Source organism: Micromonospora luteifusca, from assembly GCF_016907275.1.
Taxonomy (GTDB): domain Bacteria; phylum Actinomycetota; class Actinomycetes; order Mycobacteriales; family Micromonosporaceae; genus Micromonospora; species Micromonospora luteifusca.
The window spans coordinates 603,844-624,679 of the sequence record NZ_JAFBBP010000001.1 but is presented as its reverse complement, the minus strand read 5'-3'; the positions used below and the strand labels follow the sequence as shown (position 1 = coordinate 624,679).

Here is a 20,836-nt window from a genome sequence, read left to right as displayed (position 1 = left end):
AAGATGGTGCCTGCACCGAGTGACATGATCGCGAGCAACGAGATCGCACGGCTGAGCCTGCGTCTTCCGATCGCTTTCCTCATCTGAGCAACCCCTCTGTAGTGGACCTCGCCCACGCTAAATCCATTTAGCAAGGCGAAGTGTGGCTGGGCACGCTCTCCGATGTCAAGAGCACCCAGAGCTGTCGGGATGCGGGGACACCCCTGGTGGCGCCATCGATGAGGTCGATCTCCGCAGTGCTCCCGGCCCTGGCTGTGGCAGCGTCGTCACCGGCGTGCAAGAACGCAGGGTGCGGTCGCGGTCGTGGGGGTCCGGCATCCGGGGAAGGGCACCCGGCGCGCTCCAGGCGGGCGAAGGATCGCAGCTGGCGGCGGAAGGAGGACAAGAAGAAGTGGCATGGAGATCCGACTCCCTGCCACTTCTAACATATAGCGCACCGGGGGGCTTGCGGCAAGACCCGGGTCTTGCCGCAGAATCGGCGGCCGGATACGGCACCGACCACAAAACGGGGGTACGACGTGGGTGGGTTTTCGGCCAGTGCGGCGCAACGGAGCATGGCTGCCGCGGAGGTGTCCCGATGACCGAGCAGTATGTGTTGGCTCTTCGAGAGGTTGACGAGACGCAGGTGGCGGTCGTCGGCGGCAAGGCCGCCAACCTGGGCGGGCTGTCGCGGATCGACGACATTCGCGTCCCGGCTGGCTTCTGCGTCACGACGGCCGCCTTCCGGCGGATCATGGCGGAAGCGCCCTCGATCGACGAGCGGCTCGATCAGTTGTCGCGGCTGGACCCGGATGACCGCGAGACGATCCGTACGCTCAGCGCGGAGATCCGCCGGAGCATCGAGGCGATCGCCATCCCTGACGATCTCGCTGCGGCGATCACCAGTGCGCTCGCCCAGCTCGGCGAGCAGGCCGCCTACGCCGTGCGTTCCAGCGCGACCGCAGAGGACACGCCGACGGCCTCCTTCGCGGGCCAGCAGGACACGTACCTGAACATCGTGGGCCCGGCGGCGATCCTCCAGCACGTCGGCCGGTGCTGGGCGTCGCTGTTCACCGAGCGCGCCGTGACCTACCGCCTGCGCAACGGCGTCGACCACCGGAAGACCCACATGGCCGTGGTCGTGCAGCAGATGGTCCTTTCGGAGGCGGCCGGCATCCTGTTCACGGCCGACCCCGTCACCGGCAACCGGAGGGTCGCCACCGTGGACGCCAGCTTCGGCCTCGGCGAGGCCCTCGTCTCCGGACGGGTGAACCCGGACGTCTTCAAGGTGCGTGACGGCGAGATCGTCGCCAGGACGCTCGCCGTCAAACAGCGTGCCGTTCACGCCCTGCCGGCCGGCGGGACGCAGGAGGTGACGATCGACCCGCGGCGGCAGGAGCAGCCGACGCTGACGGATGCGCAGGTCGTGCGGCTCGTGCAGCTCGGGCGGCGGATCGAAGCGCACTTCGGCAACCCACAGGACATCGAATGGTGCCTGGTCGACGACGACTTCCAGATCGTGCAGAGTCGGCCGATCACCACGCTGTTCCCCATCCCCGCTGCCAGCGACCAGGAGAACCACGTCTACCTCTCCGTTGGTCACCAGCAGATGATGACCGACCCGATGAAGCCACTCGGGCTCTCCATGTGGCGGCTGACGGCCATGGCGCCGATGCACGAAGCCGGCGGAAGGCTGTTCGTCGACGCCACCCGGCTCCTGGCCTCGCCCACGAGCCGCGCCGGTTTCCTGAAGATGGCGGAGAAGTCCGATCCGCTGACCAAGGACGCGCTGGAGACCATCCTCGACCGCCACGACTTCGTCCCGACACTCCCGGACAGCGGTCCCGGTAAGCCGCCGGTCGGCGGTGCGCCCACCCCGATCGAGACCGATCCGGCCATCGTCACCGCGTTGATCGAGCGCAGTCAGGCGTCCATCGCCGCCCTGCGGCGCGACATCCAGACGAAGACCGGCCCGGCGCTGTTCGACTTCCTGCTGGGAGCCTTCCAGGAACACAAGCGGGTCCTCGGTGAGCCCTTGAACATGCAGGCGATCATGGCGGGGATGGACGCCACCTCGTGGCTCAACGACCGGCTGGGGGAGTGGCTGGGCGAGAAGAACGCGGCCGACACCCTCACGCTCTCCGCCCCCGGCAACGTCACGTCCGAGATGGGACTGGCGCTGCTCGACGTCGCGGACGTGATCCGCCCGCATCCGGAGGTAGTGCGGTTCCTGGAGGGCGTCGAGGACGACGGCTTCCTGGACGAGTTGCCGAAGTTCGTGGGCGGGACCGAAGCGCGCGACGCCATCGAGGCCTACCTCGACCGGTACGGCATGCGCTGCGTCGGCGAGATCGACATCACGAGGCCGCGGTGGCGCGAACGCCCAGCCACGCTCGTGCCCGCGATCCTCGACAACGTCAGGACCTTCGAGCCGGGCGCCGCCCGACGGCGCTTCGAGCAAGGACGGCAGGAGGCGCAGAGGAAGACGCAGGAGGTGCTCGAACGCCTGCGGGCACTGCCGGACGGCGAGCAGAAGGCCGACGAGACCAAGCGGATGATCGACCGCGTCCGGACCTTCATCGGCTACCGGGAGTACCCGAAGTACGGCATCGTCAGCCGCTACTTCATCTACAAGCTGGCCCTGCTCGCGGAGGCCGAGCGCCTCGTGCAGGCCAAGGTGCTCCCCGCGACGGAGGACGTCTTCTACCTCACGTTCCAGGAGTTCCACGAGGTCGTGCGCTCGAAGCAGGTGGATGCCACCCTCATCCAGCAGCGCAAGGACGCGTTCCGGTCGTACCACGCGCTCACCCCGCCCCGGTTGCTGACCTCCGAGGGCGAGGCCATCACCGGGGCGTACCGACGCGATGGCGTGCCGACAGGTGCCCTGGTCGGCCTACCGGTCTCCGCCGGCACCGTCGAAGGGCGCGCCCGCGTCATCCTGGACATGGCCCAGGCCGATCTCGAACCGGGCGACATCCTCGTCACGGCCCACACGGACCCGAGTTGGACGCCCCTCTTCGTCGCCATCGCAGGCCTGGTGACGGAAGTTGGGGGACTGATGACACACGGCGCGGTGATCGCACGGGAGTACGGCCTGCCGGCTGTCGTCAGTGTCCTGGACGCCACCCGGCTGATCACCGATGGACAGCGCATCCGGGTGCACGGGAGCGACGGTTACGTCGAACTTCTACCGTGACTTACCACTCCCGTCGACGATGTCGGCGATCGCGTCGAACGGGTCGTGCTGGCCGATCTCCTTGGCCATGATCCCTGCCTGTGAACGGTAGCCGGGGTCGTGCAGCACCGCCCGCACCGCGGCGCGCAACTCGCTCGTCCCCGGTGTGCTGGTGCGCAGGTTGACGCCGGTGCCGCTCCACTCGACGCGGGCCGCGACCTCCGGCTTGTCCTCGCTGGCACCGGCGACCACGAGTGGCACTCCGAAGTGCAGGGCGGTCTGCACCCCGCCGTAACCGCCGTTGGTGACCAGCGCGTCGGCGTGCGGGAGTAGCCGGTCGAACGGTACGAAGCTGGCCAGCCGCACGTTGTCCGGCACCTCGGTCAGGGCCTGACGTACCAGGTCGGGGCCGTCCTCGCGGACGGTGGCGGCCACCACGAGGACGTCGAGGTCGGCGAGGGCGCGCACCGTGGGGATGACCAGTTCGTTCAGATCGGTGTTGGCGACGGTTCCCTGGGTCACGACCACCACCGGCCGACCGCCCGACAGCTCAGACCACCATGCCGGCTCGGTGAAACCGCTGCTGGACGTCGGAGGAAGCGTGCCGACGAACCGCAGGTGCTCGGGAAGATCGTTGCGGGGGTACTCGAAGCTGGGCACGGTCAGTTGCAGGTAATGGTCCGTACGGCGAAAAGGCGCGTCGAAGAGGTAGTCGGGCAATGTCACGCCCAACGACGTCAGCGTCGCCTCGCCGAACCTCTGCAGGTCGGCAAAGACCTGGCGTACCTCGGCGTTCATCGCTCGGTTGCGGGCGCGTGCCTCCTCGCCGGGCGTCGGCAGCATGCCGGCACCGAACGCGGGAACGTCCTCGCTCTGGATCAACAGCGGGACGGTGCCCAGCGTCACCAGCGTCGGGCGTTCCTCCCGCGCCGTGGAGAGGTGGAGCACCGGTATCGACCAGAACCCGAGCTCACCGAGCACCACGTCCGCGGGGAACGTCGCCAGCAGCGCGCGGAGACCGCGCACCTGCGCGGGCAGTTGGCCGAGGAAGAAAGTCTCGAAGTCGAACGACAACTGGGCCGGCCCTGGCGGCAGAGTGGCCCGCGCCGGGAAGAGGGTGTCCAGGCTCCGGTCGTCGAGGTCGGCTTCCGGCGGCAGCGCCTGGAATCGCGCTCCGATCGCCAGAGCCCGCTTCTCGAACCGGGATCCGGTGTACACGACCACCTCATGACCACGCCTGACCAGGTCCGCCGCGACCGTGAGGACCGGGCTCACGTGCCCCTGAAAGGGAGTCGCTCCCACTACCACCTTGGCCATGCACGTCTCCTCATTGTTGAACCTGAATGATCGTCTTGCCGGGTGTGCGGCGGCGGCGGGCGAACGCGGAGGGCGTTTCGGAGAGCGGTCGCACGGCGCCGACGATGGGGTTGAGCCGTCCGGTCCGAAGGCGCTGGGCAAGGTCGCTCAGCCGGGCACGATCAGGTTCGACGACGAAGAAGATGGCCCGCCCGTCCTTCGGTTGTGCGGTAGGCGGCACGGCGACGCTGACGAGGGTGCCGCCCGGGCGTACCAGTGCGGTCGACAGGTCGAGGATGTCGCCGCCGATGACGTCGAACACCACGTCCACCTGTCCGACGTGCCGCACATCCTCGGCGTCGAGGTCGACGAAGGTCTGTGCGCCGAGGGTGAGCGCGACCTCGCGGTCGTCGGCCCGGCCGGTGCCGATCACGTGGGCGCCCACTTCCCGGGCGAGTTGGACGGCGATCGAGCCCACACCGCCCGCCGCGCCGTGAATGAGGACGGTCTGTCCGGTCGTGAGGTGGGCGTGGTCGAACAGCCCCTGCCATGCGGTCAGTCCGGAAATGGGCAACGCGGCTGCCACGGTGTGATCGATGTCGGCCGCGAGGGGGGCGAGGTTGCGAGCCTCCACCGCGGTGTACTCGGCCAGGGACCCGTTGCGTGCCCAATCGGTCAGCCCGAACACCCGCTGACCCACGCTGAGGCCGGTGGTTCCGTAGCCGAGTTCCGCCACAACTCCGGACAGTTCGTGCCCGGGAATGCTGGGTGTCCGGTCGTGGCCGCCGCGATCGGACCACGTTGCCGGCCAGTCGAGCTCTCCGGGAGTGAAGCCCGCGGCATGGACGCGCACGATGACGTCGTTCTCCGCGGCGTGAGGGTATGGCATGTCGGTCAGGGTGAGCCCGCCGACACCCGCGTTACGGTCGCTTACGGTAATCGCTTGCATACTCGAAGCCTCTCAGGAAAGTTCGTCGGCCGGCCGTGGTTGTGGCGGCCGGTCTCCGATCAGCTCGACCAGGGCGATCCGAGGATGCGCTCGACCGTCGTCACGCGCTGGAAGCCGGGGAGGAAGTGTTCGAGTATGTCGGAGTTCACGGTGCCGTTCGTGGTTTCCGGGCGGTCCTTCAGCCCGGCGACGTGGGCTCGCAGAAACTCGTTCTTGAAGTCGCCTCGTGGATGGCTGGCGAGAATCTCGGCGAGCTGATCTTGATCGAGTTCGTCCAGGCCGAGGCCGAGCACGTCGGTCAGGACACCGAGGTACGTGGTCGCGATCTCAGGGCCCATCCGGTCGGGGACGCCGGGCGTGGTGTGCAGTGCGATCGCCGTCCACACGGTCTCGACGGACGCCGTCGAGAAACCCCGGTCGAGGAGGAACTTGCGCGCGTGGTCGGCGCCATCAATCTCGAAGCGCTGCTCGACGTCCGAAAAGGGAGTCAGAAGGCCGCTGTCGTGGAACATGGCCGCCAGGTAGAGCAATTCCGGGTCCGGATTCACGCCAAGCTTGCGCGCGTTGATCATGCCGAAGAAAAAGACCCTTCGGGAGTGGTGGTAGATGAGAGGTGGGGTCGTCTCCCGGATGTGGCTGGTCGCTTCGGCGACCGCCGCTGTCTCAGGAATCTCCAACCCCGCGATGACCTCTGGCATCTTCTCTGACCTTCCGCGAAATGTGCGACCCGTGTTGGCGACCTCCATGCTGCCCACCGATCGTCGCCTGCCGCCGCCTTCGTCCGGCCAGGAATCACTCATATCCAGACAGGGTGAAACGGCAGTCGTGATGTGAGCAACCGCCCGCGAGGTTCCCCGCCATCTCCAGTAATCGCGTGCTACCAATAAATGGTGGTGAACGCTGGCAGCCATCTCGTCGCGATCCTCGTCTACGACGGAGTGACGCTGCTGGACATCGCCGGTCCGGCCGAGGTGTTCAAGGAAGCCAACCGGTTCGGCGCCGACTACCAGATCGTGCTGCTGTCGCCGACTGGTGCGGACGTCACGTCGAATCTCGGGGTTCGGATGGCGGTCGACGGCGCGGTCTCCGCGGAGGCGGCCTTCGACACGCTGCTGGTTGCCGGGTCCGACCACTATCCGCGCACCCAGGTCCCCGCCGACCTGGCGGACGCCGCACGGATACCGGCGGCTGTGGCCGGCAGGGTCGCGTCGATCTGCACCGGAGCGTTCGTCCTCGCCGCCGCCGGCATTCTCGACGGCAAGCGCGCGACCACGCACTGGCGGGTCGCGCACGAGCTGGCCGCCAGGTACCCGACGTGTCGTGTCGAGGCCGACGCGATCTACGTTCGCGACGGCACCACGTACACCTCGGCAGGGGTGACGGCCGGTATCGACCTGGCGCTCGCTCTCGTCGAAGAGGACCACGGGCCCGACCTGACGCGCGACGTCGCACGTGCCCTGGTGGTGTACATGCAGCGTGCGGGCGGCCAGTCACAGTTCTCCGCACCGCTGCAGGGACCGCCGCCGCGCTCGCCGGCTCTGCGGAGAATCACCGACGCCGTGACGGCGGACCCCCGCGGAGACCACTCGCTCGGCGGTCTCGCACAGCACCTCAACGTGAGCACCCGCCATCTCACCCGGCTCTTCCACGACGAGCTGTCCACCACACCGGCCCGCTACGTGGAGAGCATCCGCTTCGACATGGCCAGGGCACTGCTCGACCAGGGCCACACCGCGACGCAGGCCGCGAGCCTCGCCGGGTTCCCCAGCTACGAAAGCATGCGACGGGTCTTCGCCAGGAAGCTGTCGATCAGCCCCGCCGCCTACCAACGCCGGTTCAGTACGACCCGTCGCACGCACGCGGGCTAGTGCCTGATTCGCCTGCGGTTCGCCCCCTCATCCGAAGCGGTCAGCCAGCTTCGTCAGCTTGGTGACGTACGCCGGCCAGTCGTAGTCGTCGGGGATGTTCGTGTTCTCCCGCCGCAGGCCGATCGCCGTGTCGTGCTGCTCCCGCATGATGTCGGCGTGACCTGCGTGACGGGCGAGGTCGCTGGTCACGTGGATGATGATCCTCTGCAGCGTCACGTCCTGCCCACCTGGCCGCCACCACGGCACCCGCCCCGGCGCGTCGAGCGGTAGCTGGTCGATCGTCTGATCCGCGAACATCCCGACACGGCGGTACAGGTCGATCAGCCCATCTTTCGTCTCGTCCTCGCGTGCGTACCAGTCCGCCTGCGGGTCCTCGTCGAACGCCTGCAGGGGGACCAGTGCCTCGGGTGCCGGGAATTCGCGTCCGAAGGTGGGCCCGAAGTAACCGGCTTCGACGTTGAGGCAATGCTTGAGGACTCCCAGCAGGTTGTTGCCGGTCGCGGTGCGGGGCAGTCTGGCTTCGCGTTCGCTCAGTCCGTCGAGCTTCCAGATCAGGTCCTCGCGAGCCGCCTTGAGGTAGTGGTGTAGCGCAGCCTTCGCATCGCTCAAGTCAGCCATGCCGCCAGTCTTCCCTATGCGCGCCGAGCCGCCGGGTGGGCTGTCGTCCGCAAGATCAGCCGGCGCTGCGCCTGCCGCCGACAGCGGACGGCACTTGACGATTCGGCCAGGGGCGGGAGTCAGGCGCTGCCAGGGGCGGGCGGGGGCACTATCGTTCTGGCGTGCACATCCGTTTTGACGTCCCCGCCGATCCCGCCTACCCAGGCCGCGTGGCCGCTGCGCTCGGCAGCGTTCGGTTGCGTAGGTACGGCTACATCGGCGCGGCGCTGGCGGCGGTCGGGGCGATCGGTTACGTCGTCTCGCGGGGGTTCGCGTGGGGCAATCGGACGTCGACGCTGTGGATGGCGATGGTCGTGGGTGGGTTGCTGTCGATGCTGTACCTCCCGTGGGTGCGGTTGCGGGCCAGGCGTCGCTCCAGTCGCTACGCCGTCGAGGGTGCCTACGACATCACCGACGACAACATCATGATGCGCAGCGGCTCGGAGTCCGGCGGCATCGCCTGGGACGGAGTCGCCCAGGTACGGGACACCCCTGAGTTCTGGATCGTGTACGTCGATCGGATGCCGGCGACCGTGATCCCGCGTTGGTTGATGACCGCCGCGGACGCCGAGACGTTGCGAGCCTTCATGGCTGGACGCGGGCTGCTCCGACAGCGCTGACTTCGTGGCGGTCAAGCCCTGATCCGCTCGGCGACCCGTACGGCGACGGCCCTGACTTGCTCTGCGGAGAGCGGGGGCTCTGGCTGCGCGGCGACAGCCTGCTCGTCGACCCCCAACATGTTGCTGACGCTCGCGCTGAACGCTCGATTGCCGGGCAGTTTGATCGTGACGATGTGCTGCACGCTCCCGTCCCGCTTCCCGGTCAGCGTCTCGGCCTTCATCCGCAGGCCACCGGGGGTGGTCCCCTCCGCACAGACACGGTGGTACCGCTGGTCACCGAGGTGGCCGGCCGGCAGCTCGCACGGCCAGTGGTACCCGGCGGGCCCGGCGGGCTCGACGGAGTCACCGGGTCGGCCGGCGGGTTCCGACTCGAAGACGTCCGGGGAGATCGACACGCCCAGCGGGCCCTTCCGTCCCTGGTACGACACGCCGGATCCGCCGCTGACCATGTCGTCCCGGCCGTGGTGGGTGAACACCGGCGGCCGTCCGTCCGGCTTGCGGGCCTCGTCGACGTGGTCGGGGATCCAGAACCACGTCGACCCGGGCGCGACCTCACGCAGCGCGGCTTCGAACTCCGTGCTGAGGCGGTTCGCGCTGGCCTCGGCGCTCTCGTCGGTATCGAAGACCAGGCGGAACCCGGTGTCCGTGGCCGTGGGGGTGGGCGCGGCCAGTGGCGGGCCCGGAGCCGGGCCGGGATCCTGATCGCGTACGGCGACACCGACGCCGACCACCAGCGCCAGGAGGGCGGCCAGCGGGCCCCCGATCAGTCGGACACTGCCAGCGCGCCGTTCGCGTCGGACGATGCGCTCCACATCGACCCGGGGTGCCGGTGGTGTGCCGATCAACTCGTCGAACAACTGGTGACCCATCTGCTGCCTCTTCCTCAAGACTGGCCGGTGACGACGGTGCGCAGGTTCGCCAGCCCGCGTGCCGACTGACTCTTGACGGTGCCGGTGGATATGCCGAGGGTTCGCGCGGTCTCCTCGACCGAATAGTCCAGGTAGTAGCGGAGCACGAGCACCGCCCGCTGCTTCGGGGCGAGGGACCGCAGCAATGCGGCGAGTCCTTCACGGTCGGTGACCGTTTCCGGGACCACCGCGGCCACGTCCGGCAGCGTCGCGCTCGTCTGTTCCCGTCGCTTCCAGGGCCGGCGTCGCTCGTCGAGCCAGGCGCGGGTCAGGACCCGCTGGGCGTACGCGTCACGGTTGTCCGCCTGACCCGCTCTGCGCCAGTTCCGGTAGAGCTTCGCGACCGTGGCCGACACGACGTCGTCGGCGGTGTGCCAGTCCTGGCAGAGCAGGAAGGCGCTGCGTCGCCAGCGATCCATCCGGCACGCGACGAAGTCGTGGAAGTCGTCCTCGTCGGCCCGCCTCACCCGGGTTTTTCCTCTCCACCGACCAGGATGGATGTGTTCTCGATCTCTGCACTGACTGTCACGGCCGTACGACGCGGGGGTCGCGCCCCGGGGTTGCACCGCCCGGTCAGGTTTTCGTCCCTGCCTTCCGAAAATCTCAGCCGGGCAGGTCAGGCCGGCGGGCTACCGCAGGGGGCGGAAGTAGTGCCGGACCGCGTAGCGGTAGACCTCCTCACCAAGCTTCGCCCCCTCGACGTCGGCCGTGCGGAAGTGGACGCCGCCCCAGACGCGCGCGCCGATGAGCTCGTCGAGCGCTTGCGAAAAGCTGCTGAATTGGCGGGTGGTGCCGGAGTCGGCGCTGGACCCACTGAATGCGATGTCGTCTCGGCCGAAGAAGTATCGGTACAGCGACATCCGCGCACCGGTGCCGCAGGCGTGGCCGGAGGGGTACTCGGGGAAGGGTGGCGTGACGAGCAACGACTGCCAACCTGGGTCGGCGGCCGTCCTCGGGTTACCGTCCGTGTCGGCCAGTTGGATCGCCGTGACCGGACGCCAGTAGCTCCAGAAGTCCTTCTGGCTGAAGCACGCCACTCCCGAGTCGGCCACGATGAGGTCGGTCATCGCGAAGAAGCGCGCGGTCTGCAGGGCGTCCAGCCGTTGGGTGGTGGCGAGCTGTCGCTTGATCTCCCAGGAGGCGGATCGCCGGTCGTGCCACCACTTCGCGGCCTCGGTCTGGTCCTGGGTGCGTACCGTGCTCGTCGCCGAGCCGAGTTCCTTCACCTCGTTGAGGTCGCGGGTGTACGCCTTGCTGGTCAGCCGTGGCGGCTCAGGGGTGCGGATCATCGACGCCCGGGGCATGAGGAACGGCCGCATGTGCCCGGTCCATGCTCCCTGGGACAGGAACAGCGGGGGCGTGGGTCGCCACTGGCCGGGCGCTGTGCCATTCCGCCACTGCTGGTCGCCGAACGCGCCGTCGTCCTGCCGGGCGGTGACCATTGCGGCCGCGGCTCGTGCCCCGACCTGAACGCCGTCCTGCTTCGAGCGCCCGTCGGGGATCGCGGCGAGAGCCGCGTCGTACTGTGTGCGGAGCCGCTCCTGCTGAGCGGGGAAGAGGGCGGCGAGCACGTCGTGGGCGGCGGCGGCGACGGCAGCGTCCGCCGACTCGGTCCCGCGGGACGGCGGTGCGACGAGGTACGGCTGGTACGGGGTGCCGGCGATCGCGTTCAGCGCGTCGTAGACGGCTCCGCTCACCATTGCGAAGCTGCGCACCTGCTCGTTCGGTTGCTGCGCCGCGATGTCCCAGATCGCCGTCTGGGCATTGAGGTCCCAGGTGACCACCGGATTGGCGGGACCGGTGATCGCGGCGGCGGCGGGCGCCGGCCCGGTCATCGTGGTGGCGACCAGCGAGCCGAGGGCGATGGTCGCGGGAATGATGCGTGACCAGATCGCACGGGGTGTCTGGTTGCGGCTCGTCATGATCTCCCCGTCGGTAGATTGTCGATGCGTTCTGCGAATGCATACGGCGCGCGAAGCGGAATCGACGACGCTCGATCGTAACATCGCCGAGCCTCAACGACGCCGGCTGTCGCCGACACCTGACAGTGGCCCCATGTCGGAGATGGCGGTTACCGGAGGTGCTGTTGCATCCAGACCAGTGTGGCGCCGGCGATCTCGCGCCAGCCGCTGTCGATCGGCATGGGGTGCCCCTATCAGATCCACTCCGCTTCGCCGATGTGGCGGTATCCGCCGGGCGAGATACCGCCACATCGGCGACATGGAGTCGATCATGTCGGCGGCCTGTTGGAGGATGCATCCGGACGGGTCCCTGACGGCTGAGGTCGTCCACGTGCAATGGATGGACAACCACCCGGCAGGTCCCGACACGCACGTGACGGTCTCGTTGGCAGACGGGCGGAACGTGGAGTTCGCATTCGATGTCCCCGTTGTGAAGGTCCGAGCGCCCGACCTGCAGGTGGTCGGCACAGACGACGTACGTCGGGCAGCGCCGTCCGGGTGGGAAGCCGACGCCGAGCGCTGGGACGAAGCCTGACTCGCCCTTTGACGTATATCCGTCGCGGATATAGTTTCGGTTCCCGCAGTGGATATCGAGGTGCCCCAGCGTGACCGGGCGGATTCAGGCCGTTGGGGGCTGTCAGGCAGGTGCGGACCGGAGTGTGTCCGCGACCGGGCGCCGTGTGGCAACCATCGCGGGGATGGCGGTGAGTGCGGCGATGGCGAGCAGGACTCCGAGTGCGATGGCGAGCAGCCGGGACTCGGGCGGGTACTGGACCTGGCCGCTGCTGACGAACGCAACAAGCCCGATGCCGGCCGGGATCCCCGCGGCGACGCCGGGTATGGCGGGAAGCAGTTGCGCTAGCGCCAGGCCCATGCCGGCTTGCGCGGGCGTGGCGCCGAGCGTCCGCGCGACGGCCAGCGGTTGTCGGGCGTCGAGGACTACGGTCCAGGTGCTTACGACGGCGTTGATGAGCGCAAGGATGCACAACACGACGATGAGCACGAGCGTGGCCTGCTCGCTTCGTTCCACCCGGGGGTTAGCGAGTTCCGTGTAGCCGAGGTCGAAGCGCACCACTTGGGTGTTGACCATGAGGATGGCGACGAGCGCGGTCGTGGTGATCAGGGTGTTCACGGTGACCAGCCGGGCGCGGCGGGGCCGGCGGGCGTTGATGCGTACCCCGATCAGCAGGGCGATGGGCAGCTGCCGCGACAGCCAGATACGCATCCGCCGACGCCGCGGTGGTGTTGCAGCGTCGGCCAGCGCGTGGGCGGTGCTGGTGGCAGCGGCGCGCACCACCGGCACCAGGGTCGCTGCCACAGCGATCACGAGGGCGAGGGCCGTGGCGGCGATCACCGTGCGCAGCGTGGGTGGCTCGGTGTTGACGGAGCCGATGAGTCCGGCGCTGGGGCGGATCAGCACGGGTGCGGCGAACCAGCCCACGGCCAGGCCCGTCGCGGCGGCGGCAAGTCCGATCACGAGGTACTCGGCGAGGTGGACGGCGGCGATCATGGCCGGCCCGGCGCCCACGGCCTTGAGCAGCCCCACCCGGCGGCGCTGGCCGATGATCCGGCCCGCGACGATGCCGGCGACGCCGGCCAGCGCAAGGCCGTTGAGCAGCCAGCTGCCGACGAGCAGCGTGATTTGCGCGTCGGCGTACAGCCGACCGTTGAGGTGGTCGATCTCTTGCCAGGTGGTGAGTTGGTCGCCGACGACGTACGTGGTGCTCGCCGCCGGGTCGACGAGTTTGATGTTGAGGGTGTACGACAGCGGTTGGCTGCCCGCGAGCGTGGCGGTGTCGCTGCGGTCGACCCAGACGAGGCCTCCGCGCTCGACCAAGGGGCTGCCCGGATAGTGCCATCCGGCGTACGGATACGTCGCTCTCGCGGCGGTGACCGCGGTCCCGATCACCCGTAGCGGGTGGCCGTCGATGTCGACCGTGTCGCCGGTGCGGATGCCGAGGGCGTCGGCGAAGGCGCGCTCGACGACCACGCCGCCGGGGCGTACCCAGGTGCCGTCGGTCACGGCGGGCCGGTTGACCGATACGGGTGTGGTGTCCCGGCCCTCGATGACGGCGTGCGCGGATTTGCCGTGGGCCGTCATCGTCAGGTAAGCGATCGGGAAGGGGCCGCTGTGGTCGGTGACGCCGGCCGCGGTGGCAAGCGATGCGAGCTCGTCCAACGCGGCTTGGCCGGTGGCCCGGGGTGTCGCGATCACGTCCGGTCCGGCAGTGGCGGTCCGGGTCTGCTGGTACGGCCGGTCGGCGATCTCGTTGAGGGCCAGGCCGAGGGTCAGCGTGGCGGTCGCGGCGGTGATGGCGGCCAGGAGCAGGGCGGTTTCGGTTCGGCGGCGGCGCAGGTCCCGCATCAGCAGCCGGCAGACGAACAGGAGGCGACCGGACATGTCAGCGCCGCTCGTCGTAGACGGTGCCGGTGCTGGCGAGTCGGTTGTCGTCGGCGAACGCACCGTCGCGCATGGCGATCACCCGGTCGGCGACCGCGGCGATGCGCGGGTCGTGGGTGACCACCACGAGGGTCTGTCCCGCGGTGCGCAGTTCCTCGAACAGCCGTAGGACCTCCAGGGTGGCTGCGCTGTCCAGGTTGCCGGTGGGTTCGTCGGCCAGCACGACCAGCGGCTCGTTGCTCAACGCGCGAGCGATGGCGACGCGTTGGCGCTGCCCACCGGACAACGCCGAGGGCAGGTGCGCGGCGCGGTCGGCCAGCCCAACCCGGTCGAGTAGGTGCAGCGCCCGCTTACGGGCCCGGGCGGGCTGCTGGCCGGCCAGCAGCCCGGCCAACTCGACGTTCTCCACCGCGGTGAGCTCGTCCATGAGGTGGAACGACTGGAAGACGAACCCGACGCTGTCGCGCCGCAGCCGGGCGAGGGCCCGTTCGCTCATCGCGTCGATCCGCCGGTCGCCGAGCCACACCTGCCCACCGGTCGGCCGTTGCAGCCCGCCGAGCAGGTGCAGCAACGTCGACTTGCCGCAGCCGCTGGGCCCCATGATCGCCAGCGACTGCCCGGTGGGCACGTCCAGGTCAACCTCGTCGACCGCGCGCACCAGCCCGCTGTCCTCGCCGTACTGCATGGTCAGCCCACGTGTCTGCAACGCCGTCGATCCGGTCACGCCTCCGCCTTCCGTCCAGTCCGATCACGCGTGGTCCACATGCGCTCGCACGCCTCCAACCACTCCAGGTCGGCCCGCAGCCGCAACACGACACCCTCCAGCAGCAGCCCGGCGACCGGATCCACCGACCGGCCCAACGCGGCCCGCTGCGCGTCGCGCAGCCGGCGCAGGACCTCGCGCCGCTGCGCGTCGACCAGCGCCAGCGGATCGGCCAGCCGGGCGGACGCGGCAGCCACCAGCTTGAGGTGAAACTCCGCGAGGTCAGGCTTCGGCCAGTTCACTTCGGTCAGCCAGGCGGTGACCCGCTGCTGCCCCTCCGCGGTCAACGCGTACACCCGGCGTTCGGGCCGGTCCGGCAGGCCCTCGGACCGCTCTGAGGTCACCAGCCCGGCCTTGCTCAGGCGGGTCAGCGTCACGTAGATCTGCCCGGCGTTCATCGCCTCGCCCAGCGGGCCGAGCGCGGCACGCATCCGGCTGCGCAGCTCGTACCCATGCGTCGGCTCCTTCGCCAGCATGGCCAGCACCACGTCCTGCAACCCGGCACATCCTTTGTGTAGATCGTCAATGGATAACGGATAGCTATAGCGTTGTCAAGCCGACGGCGGGTGCAGCGGACCGAGCCGCGCCTCGATGACCACGACCTGGACGGGGTGGTGGGGGCAACATGAGACCCCGTCTCTATGGTGGGTCGATGGCGTCGGTCAAGCAGTTCCAGGTCACCTTCGACTGCGCAGAGCCTGAGCGCGTCGCTCGTTTCTGGTGCGAGGTGTTGGGGTACGTCGTGCCGCCGCCACCGGACGGGTTCGCGAATTGGGACGACTTCAATCGCACGCTGCCGCCAGAGCGCCAAGGTTCAGCGTTCGCCTGCGTTGATCCCTCAGGTGTCGGCCCGCGGCTCTACTTCCAGCGCGTCCCCGAAGGCAAGGTCGTCAAGAATCGGCTGCATCTCGACGTGCGGGTCGGCACCGGGCTCGTGGGGGAAGAGCGTGTGGCCGCACTCGAGGCCGAATGCGCGCGACTGACCGCGCTCGGCGCGGTACGCGTGCAGCTACTGCTCGCCGACGACTACAACGAGTCGTGCCTCGCAATGCAGGACGTCGAGGGCAACGAGTTCTGTCTCGACTGAGGGGCCGCGACCTGGCCGAGTTGCACGATGACCACTGACGCGACGGACTCCTTATCGTGCTCGGCGGACCATCTCACTGATCCAGGTGGGTGCAAACGGTGACGTGCAGCCCGGGGAGGTCGGGTAGTCCTTGAGCACCTCCAAGCGTTCGCCGATGTCGATCGCCCGGGCGCGGTGCTCGGCATGCGCGATCCCGATCTGAGCCAGGCAGTGGTTCATCGCCCACTGCAGGCGATCCGGGGCGCCTTTCATCTCCGTCTCGATGACGTCGAGCAGTCTGGGGAGGTCGAGGCTCTCGGGTTTCTTCGTCACGCGTTCGGTGGTCAACGCCCAGCCCGCACTCGCCACCACGGGATCCGGATCGACGAACCAGGCCAGTCGCAGTTCTTCGGCGTATGGGCTCTTCTTCACGACGTAGTTCACGAGCCAGTCGTGCACCTTGGGTGCACGCGCCTCGCGCAGCATGACGTCCAGTTCGTCACGCTCGAACGCCTTCGGGCGGCAGATCAGGAGCGCCAGTAGTCTCGCCGCGGTCTCCTCCGTCTCCCAGAGCCGGTACGCGAGTTCCTGCTGCGTCTTCAGCCGCTTGGCGAGTGCGCGAAGCTTGCCGAGGTTGACGCCGTGATCGTCACCGTGTCTCGCGTTCACCTCGCGGATCTTCGCGTCCTCAAGTCCGGCGAGTTCGGCCATGACCTCGGCCACCATCGCGTCGGTCACCGTCGTCGCGACCACCGCAGCCTCCAACCCAACACGTGTTGTGAGGTGCACCTTACGACGGAAATGGGCCGCCTGCCGCACGAGCCCTCTCGGAGGCCGCCACCGACAGCAAGCCCGCCGTCTGAGACCGGGGCCGGCTGAGCGGATGGCGCTGATACACCTGATTAATCTGGTGGTGCCATGCCCGGCGAGCTAGGAGAGCGTTGCATGAGGTCTGCACCCCGCGAGGTAGTTGCGCGCGTTCCCGGCTCAAAGTCGATCATGGCCAGAGCGTTGGTCATCGCGGCTCTGGCCGAGGGGACCACCCGTCTGGTGGCTCCGCTGGTCGCGGCCGACACGGTGGCTTTCGCAGAGGGCCTCGACAGCCTCGGATTTCCGGTGACCCGCGAGCCCGAGGTGTGGACCGTGACCGGTGATCCGGCCGGTCCGCCGACCACGGAGGCGAGGGTGTGGTGTAACGACTCGGGCACTGCGGCGAGGTTCGTTCCGGCTCTGGCAGCGCTGGGACTGGGGCGCTATGTGATAGATGGCAGCGCGCAGATGCGTGCACGCCCCATGGGGTCTTTGTTGACGGCGCTTCGGGGCCTCGGTGTGCGGGTCGACGCCGCACCGGGGGACAGCCTGCCGTGGGTCGTGCACGGCGCACGCGTCGACGGCGGCACGATCGAGGTGGATGCGAGCCTCTCCAGCCAGTACCTGTCGGCGCTGTGCCTGTCGGCACCGGCGATGCGTGACGGCCTCAAGGTGCGGGCACGCAATCCCGTTTCCGCGCCGTACGTGCATCTCACGCTGACGATGATGCGCCAGTTCGGGGTCGAGTCCAGCTGGGAGGACTCCACGATCACGATTCCGCCGGGCACCTACCAAGCTCAGGAGTATCGGATCGAGCCGGATGCGTCGACGGCGTCGTACTTCTTCGCCGCTGCCGCCGTCACCGGAAACACCGTGACGGTGCCGGGTCTCGGCCGGCGGTCGAGCCAGGGCGATCTGCGGTTCGCCACGGAGATTCTGCCGACCATGGGCTGCCGGGTCGACGTCGACGACAACAGCGTCACCGTCACCGGCCCGGCCCGGCTGCGTTCACCAGGAACGGTGGCCATGCGCGACATCAGCGACACCATGATGACCCTGGCGGCAATCGCGCCGTTCGCCGATGCGCCGACCCGTATCACCGATGTGGCGAACTGTCGGGTCAAGGAGTCGGATCGCATCGACGCGATCACCACCGCGCTCACTGCCTGCGGCGTGTCCACCCGCTCGGGTCCCGACTGGCTCGAGATCGACCCGGGGACCCCGACCGGAGCGCTGGTGCGGACCCGCTCAGATCACCGCATCGCGATGAGCATGAGCGTGACCGGCCTGCGCACGCCGGGAATCGAGTTTGACGAACCGTCCTGCGTCGACAAGACCTTCCCGCAGTTCCATGAGGAATTCGCCGCCCTGGCCCGCGGCTGGGAAATGCCACTCGACTCGGGACGAAGCCGCGTCTGAGGACCACACGGTCGCGGGCACCACGCGGAACCGCAGGTGCTGCTTTACTGTGCGCCGTGTCGGAGTCGCACTCTTTTTCGTCCCTGCCCGAGCCGCTCCCTGCGGAAGGCCCGCCCGCGGCGTCCGAGTCGCCCGCCGCGCCTGCACCGCCCGCTTCCCGCAAGGGGCCGTGGATTCCGCTGGTGCTCGTGGGTGGGGTGGCGGCAATCGTCGGCGCACTCGTCGCGACGGCGGTAACCCTTGCCGTCACACGGACCCAGCCCCACGAGTACGTCGTCAGCGTTTTCCTGCAGCAGGACGCGACCGACGAGCAGAATGCCGCTGTCGAGTCTGCGCTCGACGCCTTGGAGCCGGTGGAACGCAAGTTCGAGAGCCGGGAACAGGCGTGGGAGAACTACCGGAAGCTCTTCAAGGACCGTCCGGATCTGCTCGCGGCAGGCACGCTGGAAGCGATGCCCGAGTCGTTCCGGGTCACGACGAAAAGCCGGGTGTTCGACTGTGCTCTCCTGGTGGATGTCCGAGACTTGGCCGTGGTGGACAAGATTCAGGTGATCCAGCGGCCCACCAAGGACGAGGCCGGTGCGGAGATTGCCTGCGGCTGACCTGCCGTCCCGCGTGCCGTCACGATGGCCGATGGGAAGCGCTGGTTCGGAAAGCAGGACGCGCCACGGCGGGGCGGCCCTCTCGCCCCGCCATGCTCCGGTTACCCCGTGGTCACGTCAGTCGCCGTTCGGCGGCGCCGTCAACTGGGCGTGCCGCACTGTGTAATCCCCGCGGCTCACCGTGGCGAACGCGGCCGGCGCGAGGCAGGTACCGATTCGGGCCGGGCCCCAATTGGCTGCCTCGTCCTGGTCGAAGCTGGCCGACCAGGTGAAGCCGACGCGGTCGCGGCCGCGACCGCCGTCCTGGACGCTGAAACCGACGCGCTTGCCGAGGTGCCCTATGGCCATTTCGTCGGCGCGAGTGACGATGCCGGTCAGGGTCGCGTGGCCGGGGCTGGTGATCATGCAGTCGACTGCGGCTTCGAACCGCACGGTGATGTTCTGCGTGGCCAGCCGGTGTTCGACCCAGACCGTGCCGGTCGCGTCGGCAGGCGAGCTCACCTCCTCTCCTCCCGGAAGCAGGATGGTGCGGCTGTACGGCGCCGACCGGACGTCGAAGGCGAACGAGCGTACGTCCCCGTCCTGTCCGTACGGCAGGACGAACTCCGCTGATCCGGTCACCCGCGCGGGCCCGCGATCCGCAGCCCCAGCCGCGGCCCCAGTCGCCGTCGCCGTCGCCGTAACTAGCATCGCCACCGCGGCGATGCCCCATCCGAATGCTTGACGCATGGTCGTCCTCCCGATCCGGGCCGCTTCGCCGCGGCCCTGCGTGACCTCTACGGTGGACGATGTGGGAGCAGAACCGATCCCTCCCGAAGGGGGGATTCGTTCCCTCGCCGCCGGGAAGTGGTTCCCCGGCCCGGATCTTGTCGGACTAGTCTTCGCCGCATGGCTTTGCGACCGGATGAGTTCTATGACCACGCAGTCGCCGCCGCGGACGGCGAGCGCCGGCTTCCGTTGGCGGACATGACGGGATGGGATATCAGTCCTTTCGACCCGGCCGGGCTGCGCGTAGCGCCGTTGCGTCCGCCGGTGCTCCCGGAACCCGCGCGTCACGGCGAGGATCCGTCGGACTGCGATGCCTGCCGCGACCGGGACGAAGGGATCTGGTTCAACGATCACTGGCGGCTGGCCCGGATTCCGGGAGTGGGCGTTCCGCTGCTGCTCATGCTGTATCCGCGCGACCACTACGACATGGCGGATCTACCTGACGAACTGGCCGCCGAGCTGGGGTTGTTGAGCGTTCGCATCGTCCGCCACATCCAGGCGTTGCCGCACGTCTCGCGGGCCCACGTCTATCGAGTCGGAGACGGTGGCGCGCACCTGCACGTGTGGTTCTTCGCCCGACCCGAGGGGCAGACCCAACTGTACGGGTCGTGGCTGGTCATCTGGGACGACCTGCTGCCGGAGTACCCCGCGGAGGTCGCGCAAGCCGACGCCGAAATCGTGGCAGACGCGCTGTTGGCGAGCCACGGAGGCCACCGGTCGTCCGTGCCAGAAATTCCGGCATGACGGAGACCGCGTCGGCGCTGGCCGAGATCCGCGCCCGGATCGACGAGCTCGACGGTGAGCTCGTCGGGCTGCTCGCCCGGCGGGAGGCACTGGTCCGGCGTGCGGCACCACTCAAGGGCGACCGGCAGGCGGTCCGCGCGCCGGACCGGGTGGCGCAGGTGGTGGCCCGGGTGCGTGCGCTGGCGAACGAGGCCGGCGCGGACCCGGACCTGATCGAGCGGATCTACCGGGGCATGATCCAGGCCTTCATCGACCTGGAGACCGACGAGCACCACCGGCTCACCGGAGCCTGAGCACTCCGGCCCGGCTCGCGTACGTTGGTGCCATGGCGACCTTCTGGACGGTGGGGTTCGACGCCGACGACCCTCAGCGGGTCGCTGCCTTCTGGGCGTTGGCTCTGGGCTATGTCGAGGAGCCAGGCTTCGACGAGCCAGACAGCGCGTCCATCATCGACCCTGATGGTCGAGGCCCGGCGATCGCTTTCCTGAAGGTGCCCGAGGGGAAGTCCGCCAAGAACCGGGTGCACATCGATATCCGGGTCGCCGGTCCAGGTCCGGGGGGAATGGGCGAGCGGGCCCGACTGATCGGACAGCGCGTGCCCGAGCTGGTCGCCGCCGGCGCCACAGTGGTCCGTGAGCAGTGGTACGGCGACGTCCTCGGCCACGTTGTCATGCAGGACCCTGAGGGGAACGAGTTCTGCGTCGCTTGATCGGGTCGCCGCGTCCCGAGCCGGAGGAAAGCCTCAGCCCGAGGAAGAAGCTATTCCTGCGAATCGCTCGAATCAAAAAGAGACACCGGGGCGGAAAATTCAATTGAAGCCTTCGATGAGGGTGGCCCGATGAAAATGGGG

Annotated in this window: 22 protein-coding genes; 10 read left to right on the top strand and 12 right to left on the bottom strand. The window is 68.7% G+C overall.

Going from position 1 to position 20,836, the window contains the following annotated elements; all coding sequences use genetic code 11:
• Window positions 1-577 precede the first annotated feature (577 nt).
• Window positions 578-3,175: a rifamycin-inactivating phosphotransferase gene (rph, locus tag JOD64_RS02700; protein WP_204945863.1), complete on the top strand. Its 2,598-nt coding sequence runs from the start codon at window positions 578-580 to the stop codon at window positions 3,173-3,175.
• Here the strand turns inward: rph and JOD64_RS02695 are convergent.
• The 3 genes from JOD64_RS02695 to JOD64_RS02685 form a co-directional block, all read right to left on the bottom strand.
• Complete coding sequence (locus JOD64_RS02695) at window positions 3,167-4,471, bottom strand: glycosyltransferase (RefSeq protein ID WP_204940732.1); 1,305 nt, start codon at window positions 4,469-4,471, stop codon at window positions 3,167-3,169. The two genes, rph and JOD64_RS02695, sit on opposite strands and share 9 nt — an antisense overlap.
• A gap of 10 nt (window positions 4,472-4,481) precedes the next feature.
• Window positions 4,482-5,339, bottom strand: a complete 858-nt coding sequence (locus JOD64_RS02690) for an NADP-dependent oxidoreductase (protein ID WP_239559364.1) — start codon at window positions 5,337-5,339, stop codon at window positions 4,482-4,484.
• A 119-nt stretch (window positions 5,340-5,458) separates the two neighbouring features.
• Complete coding sequence (locus JOD64_RS02685; RefSeq protein WP_204940730.1) at window positions 5,459-6,097, bottom strand: HD domain-containing protein; 639 nt, start codon at window positions 6,095-6,097, stop codon at window positions 5,459-5,461.
• Between the two features lie 189 nt (window positions 6,098-6,286).
• Here JOD64_RS02685 and JOD64_RS02680 point away from each other — a divergent pair, with 189 nt between their 5' ends.
• The gene (locus tag JOD64_RS02680) at window positions 6,287-7,267 is read left to right on the top strand and encodes a GlxA family transcriptional regulator (RefSeq protein ID WP_204940729.1); all 981 of its coding nucleotides are present in this window, start codon (window positions 6,287-6,289) and stop codon (window positions 7,265-7,267) included.
• Window positions 7,268-7,294: 27 nt separating this feature from the next.
• Here JOD64_RS02680 and JOD64_RS02675 read toward each other — a convergent pair whose 3' ends face one another.
• Window positions 7,295-7,885 carry a DinB family protein gene (locus tag JOD64_RS02675; protein WP_204940728.1) on the bottom strand — a complete coding sequence of 197 codons (591 nt, stop codon included), beginning with the start codon at window positions 7,883-7,885 and terminating at the stop codon, window positions 7,295-7,297.
• A gap of 161 nt (window positions 7,886-8,046) precedes the next feature.
• On the opposite strand from JOD64_RS02675, the gene JOD64_RS02670 reads away from it, so the two are divergent.
• The gene (locus JOD64_RS02670; RefSeq protein ID WP_204940727.1) at window positions 8,047-8,544 is read left to right on the top strand and encodes a YcxB family protein; all 498 of its coding nucleotides are present in this window, start codon (window positions 8,047-8,049) and stop codon (window positions 8,542-8,544) included.
• An 11-nt stretch (window positions 8,545-8,555) separates the two neighbouring features.
• Here JOD64_RS02670 and JOD64_RS02665 read toward each other — a convergent pair whose 3' ends face one another.
• From JOD64_RS02665 to JOD64_RS02655, 3 genes are all read right to left on the bottom strand, one after another.
• Entirely contained in the window at window positions 8,556-9,413 is an 858-nt protein-coding gene (locus JOD64_RS02665) for a hypothetical protein (RefSeq protein ID WP_204940726.1), read from the bottom strand.
• Between the two features lie 14 nt (window positions 9,414-9,427).
• Window positions 9,428-9,919, bottom strand: a complete 492-nt coding sequence (locus JOD64_RS02660; RefSeq protein ID WP_307813184.1) for a sigma-70 family RNA polymerase sigma factor — start codon at window positions 9,917-9,919, stop codon at window positions 9,428-9,430.
• Between the two features lie 162 nt (window positions 9,920-10,081).
• Window positions 10,082-11,374, bottom strand: a complete 1,293-nt coding sequence (locus JOD64_RS02655) for a vanadium-dependent haloperoxidase (RefSeq protein WP_204940725.1) — start codon at window positions 11,372-11,374, stop codon at window positions 10,082-10,084.
• A 298-nt stretch (window positions 11,375-11,672) separates the two neighbouring features.
• Here JOD64_RS02655 and JOD64_RS02650 point away from each other — a divergent pair, with 298 nt between their 5' ends.
• A complete protein-coding gene (locus tag JOD64_RS02650) occupies window positions 11,673-11,948 on the top strand; it encodes a hypothetical protein (protein WP_204940724.1) in 276 nt (91 codons plus the stop codon).
• Between the two features lie 102 nt (window positions 11,949-12,050).
• Here the strand turns inward: JOD64_RS02650 and JOD64_RS02645 are convergent, their stop codons facing one another.
• From JOD64_RS02645 to JOD64_RS02635, 3 genes are read right to left on the bottom strand one after another with little or no spacing between them, the layout of a single operon-like run.
• A complete protein-coding gene (locus JOD64_RS02645; RefSeq protein WP_204940723.1) occupies window positions 12,051-13,814 on the bottom strand; it encodes an FtsX-like permease family protein in 1,764 nt (587 codons plus the stop codon).
• 1 nt (window position 13,815) lies between these two features.
• Window positions 13,816-14,538, bottom strand: coding sequence for an ABC transporter ATP-binding protein (locus tag JOD64_RS02640; RefSeq protein ID WP_307813183.1), 723 nt, complete (start codon window positions 14,536-14,538; stop codon window positions 13,816-13,818).
• Window positions 14,535-15,065, bottom strand: coding sequence for a PadR family transcriptional regulator (locus JOD64_RS02635; protein WP_307813894.1), 531 nt, complete (start codon window positions 15,063-15,065; stop codon window positions 14,535-14,537). The genes JOD64_RS02640 and JOD64_RS02635 overlap by 4 nt, the downstream gene beginning before the upstream one ends.
• Before the next feature lie 164 nt (window positions 15,066-15,229).
• On the opposite strand from JOD64_RS02635, the gene JOD64_RS02630 reads away from it, so the two are divergent.
• Window positions 15,230-15,664 (top strand): VOC family protein, encoded by a 435-nt coding sequence (locus JOD64_RS02630; protein WP_204940722.1) that lies wholly within the window; start codon window positions 15,230-15,232, stop codon window positions 15,662-15,664.
• Between the two features lie 51 nt (window positions 15,665-15,715).
• Here the strand turns inward: JOD64_RS02630 and JOD64_RS02625 are convergent, their stop codons facing one another.
• Entirely contained in the window at window positions 15,716-16,369 is a 654-nt protein-coding gene (locus tag JOD64_RS02625; RefSeq protein WP_204945859.1) for a DNA alkylation repair protein, read from the bottom strand.
• Window positions 16,370-16,588: 219 nt separating this feature from the next.
• Here JOD64_RS02625 and aroA point away from each other — a divergent pair, with 219 nt between their 5' ends.
• Window positions 16,589-17,872 (top strand): 3-phosphoshikimate 1-carboxyvinyltransferase, encoded by a 1,284-nt coding sequence (gene aroA / locus JOD64_RS02620; RefSeq protein WP_204945858.1) that lies wholly within the window; start codon window positions 16,589-16,591, stop codon window positions 17,870-17,872.
• Window positions 17,873-17,928: 56 nt separating this feature from the next.
• Window positions 17,929-18,474, top strand: coding sequence for a permease-like cell division protein FtsX (locus tag JOD64_RS33690; RefSeq protein WP_204940721.1), 546 nt, complete (start codon window positions 17,929-17,931; stop codon window positions 18,472-18,474).
• A gap of 117 nt (window positions 18,475-18,591) precedes the next feature.
• Here the strand turns inward: JOD64_RS33690 and JOD64_RS32700 are convergent, their stop codons facing one another.
• The gene (locus JOD64_RS32700; RefSeq protein ID WP_239559360.1) at window positions 18,592-18,975 is read right to left on the bottom strand and encodes a hypothetical protein; all 384 of its coding nucleotides are present in this window, start codon (window positions 18,973-18,975) and stop codon (window positions 18,592-18,594) included.
• A gap of 387 nt (window positions 18,976-19,362) precedes the next feature.
• Here JOD64_RS32700 and JOD64_RS02605 point away from each other — a divergent pair, with 387 nt between their 5' ends.
• Genes JOD64_RS02605 through JOD64_RS02595 form a run of 3 tightly spaced genes read left to right on the top strand, consistent with a single transcriptional unit; the run spans window position 19,363 to window position 20,695 of the window.
• On the top strand, window positions 19,363-19,986 hold the full coding sequence (locus JOD64_RS02605) for an HIT family protein (RefSeq protein WP_204940719.1): 624 nt from the start codon (window positions 19,363-19,365) through the stop codon (window positions 19,984-19,986).
• Complete coding sequence (locus JOD64_RS02600) at window positions 19,983-20,279, top strand: chorismate mutase (protein ID WP_204940718.1); 297 nt, start codon at window positions 19,983-19,985, stop codon at window positions 20,277-20,279. The genes JOD64_RS02605 and JOD64_RS02600 overlap by 4 nt, the downstream gene beginning before the upstream one ends.
• Before the next feature lie 32 nt (window positions 20,280-20,311).
• Entirely contained in the window at window positions 20,312-20,695 is a 384-nt protein-coding gene (locus JOD64_RS02595; RefSeq protein WP_204940717.1) for a VOC family protein, read from the top strand.
• Window positions 20,696-20,836: the final 141 nt, after the last annotated feature.

Coding starts and splice junctions, on each gene's coding strand:
- rph (WP_204945863.1), top strand. CDS start 578: ATGACCGAGCAGTATGTGTTGGCTCTTCGAGAGGTTGACGAGACGCAG.
- JOD64_RS02690 (WP_239559364.1), bottom strand. CDS start 5,339: ATGCCATACCCTCACGCCGCGGAGAACGACGTCATCGTGCGCGTCCAT.
- JOD64_RS02595 (WP_204940717.1), top strand. CDS start 20,312: ATGGCGACCTTCTGGACGGTGGGGTTCGACGCCGACGACCCTCAGCGG.
- JOD64_RS02680 (WP_204940729.1), top strand. CDS start 6,287: ATGGTGGTGAACGCTGGCAGCCATCTCGTCGCGATCCTCGTCTACGAC.
- JOD64_RS02685 (WP_204940730.1), bottom strand. CDS start 6,097: ATGCCAGAGGTCATCGCGGGGTTGGAGATTCCTGAGACAGCGGCGGTC.
- JOD64_RS02645 (WP_204940723.1), bottom strand. CDS start 13,814: ATGTCCGGTCGCCTCCTGTTCGTCTGCCGGCTGCTGATGCGGGACCTG.
- JOD64_RS02625 (WP_204945859.1), bottom strand. CDS start 16,369: ATGGTGGCCGAGGTCATGGCCGAACTCGCCGGACTTGAGGACGCGAAG.
- JOD64_RS02605 (WP_204940719.1), top strand. CDS start 19,363: ATGGCTTTGCGACCGGATGAGTTCTATGACCACGCAGTCGCCGCCGCG.
- JOD64_RS02630 (WP_204940722.1), top strand. CDS start 15,230: ATGGCGTCGGTCAAGCAGTTCCAGGTCACCTTCGACTGCGCAGAGCCT.
- JOD64_RS02675 (WP_204940728.1), bottom strand. CDS start 7,885: ATGGCTGACTTGAGCGATGCGAAGGCTGCGCTACACCACTACCTCAAG.
- JOD64_RS02655 (WP_204940725.1), bottom strand. CDS start 11,374: ATGACGAGCCGCAACCAGACACCCCGTGCGATCTGGTCACGCATCATT.
- JOD64_RS02650 (WP_204940724.1), top strand. CDS start 11,673: ATGGAGTCGATCATGTCGGCGGCCTGTTGGAGGATGCATCCGGACGGG.
- JOD64_RS02600 (WP_204940718.1), top strand. CDS start 19,983: ATGACGGAGACCGCGTCGGCGCTGGCCGAGATCCGCGCCCGGATCGAC.
- JOD64_RS02695 (WP_204940732.1), bottom strand. CDS start 4,471: ATGGCCAAGGTGGTAGTGGGAGCGACTCCCTTTCAGGGGCACGTGAGC.
- aroA (WP_204945858.1), top strand. CDS start 16,589: ATGAGGTCTGCACCCCGCGAGGTAGTTGCGCGCGTTCCCGGCTCAAAG.
- JOD64_RS02665 (WP_204940726.1), bottom strand. CDS start 9,413: ATGGGTCACCAGTTGTTCGACGAGTTGATCGGCACACCACCGGCACCC.